This window comes from Pseudomonas sp. (assembly GCF_049590575.1).
Lineage (GTDB): Bacteria > Pseudomonadota > Gammaproteobacteria > Pseudomonadales > Pseudomonadaceae > Aquipseudomonas.
In genome coordinates this window covers 1-1863 of record NZ_JBAWDE010000334.1, presented here as the reverse complement: position 1 = coordinate 1863, position 1863 = coordinate 1, and the positions used below count along the sequence as shown (strand labels likewise).

The 1863-nt window shown below is 65.5% G+C and carries 1 protein-coding gene; it reads right to left on the bottom strand.

Annotated features, from left to right (window positions below; all coding sequences use genetic code 11):
* Positions 1–1863, bottom strand: a 1863-nt coding sequence (locus WBR57_RS23265; protein ID WP_424087028.1) for a thioesterase domain-containing protein, incomplete at both ends; no start/stop codon positions are given.

Here is a 1863-nt window from a genome sequence, read left to right as displayed (position 1 = left end):
CAGAACACCGGCGCGTGCCCCGCGCGGCCACTTTGAATGCGCAGCAACGGCTGATGCGCCGCCTGCCTGGCCGGCAAAGCCGCCACCAAGGCCTCGCTCATGGCACGGCCCAGCGCCTGGATATGCGGCGCCTGCATCATGCTCTGGTGATCCCCCGGCACCTCGACCTGGCGCAATTGCCCCGGCGCCAACGCGTCTTCCCAACCCAACGACACACTGCGCCGCGATAACTCGGTGGGCCGCTGCTGGGCGCTGAACAGGTGCACCGGTATCGGTAGCGGGAACAGGCTGTAATGCGCCAGCGCATGGCCGTGCCCGACTTCACGCTCGATAAAACTCAAGAGGTCCGCGTCCGCCGCCGCCGCCATTTGCGCGTATAGCAAACCTTGATCGCGACAGCGTTGCAGCAGGCCCGCAAAGTCCAGCTGTCCAATAACTGCCGCCAATTGCTCCAGGCTCGCCAGCTCATGTACACCTCCCTGTGCTTTCCAATACGCCGTGCATTGCAACAGCAAATGCTGCTTGAGCGCGTCCGGCCCGCTCCAGCGCGCTTTGCCCTGGTCGGTCATGCGCGGCACGTAGCTGTCGATCAAACCGAGGAATGCCACCGGCTCATCCAGCCCGAGCAGTTGCATGGCCACTTCATAGGCCAGCACGCCGCCAAACGACCAGCCCGCGATCCGGTACGGCCCGTGAGGCTGAAGGCCGCGAATCAGGCCGACCATGCGTGCAGCCAGGCCTTCCATGGTCTGTAGGTGAGCCTTGCCGAGCGCCATGCCCGGCAGGCCGTAGATCGGATAGTCACCCGGCAGGTGCTGGCCCAGCGCCGGGAAATACACGTCCATGCCACTGAATTCGTGAACCAGGAACAACGGCGCTTGCGTGCCGCTGCTGCGCACTGTGATCACCGCCGTGTCACGCACCGGTTGCTCCGTGCGCAGGCGCAGCATGGCGGCGACGCAAGCCACGCTGACGTGCTGGAACAGCTCGGCCAGGGACACCTGCAACCCGGCCTCGTCCATCAGGCTGACCAGTCGAATCGCCAACAATGAATGCCCGCCCAGCTCAAAGAAACTGTCATGCCGACCGACCTGCTCAAGCTTCAACACCTCGGCCCAGAGCTGCGCCAGGGTCTGCTCCAGGGCGTCCACCGGGGCTTCGAAGGCGCGGCTGATCAACGCGTCCGTGGTGGGTGCCGGCAAGGCCTTGCGGTCGACTTTGCCGTTGGCGTTCAGCGGCAACTGCGCCAGCGGCACAAAGGCCGACGGCAGCATGTAGTCGGGCACTTGCGCGTGCAGATGGGCGCGTACGTCGGTCACCTCGGCGAGCCCGGTGAAATAGGCCACTAGGCGCTTGTCCCCCGGCGCATCTTCACGCGCCAGCACCACCACGTCCTGGACCCCGGCACAGGTCGCCAGGCGCGCTTCGATCTCACCCAACTCGATGCGGAAACCACGGATTTTCACTTGGTCATCATTGCGCCCGATGCACTCCAGCAAGCCGTCCGCCGTCCAGCGCCCAATGTCGCCGGTGCGGTACATCAAGGCCTCAGGGTTGCACGGGTCTTGCACGAACTTTTCAGCGGTCAGCTCAGGCCGGTTCAAATACCCCTTGGCCACGCCGTCGCCACCGATGCAGATTTCACCGGTGACGCCCAGCGGCACCGGCTGCAACTGCGCATCCAGCACATGGACCTGGGTGTTGGAAATCGGCCTGCCGATCGGCACGTTCTCGGCGTTATCGGCGAGCGCACGCACTTCATGGGTGGTGGCGTAGGTGGTGGTTTCCGTCGGCCCGTAGCAGTGCACCAGGCGCAACGCGGGGGCCTGGGCCAGCAGGCGGCGGAAGGCCGCGGGGTCGGCG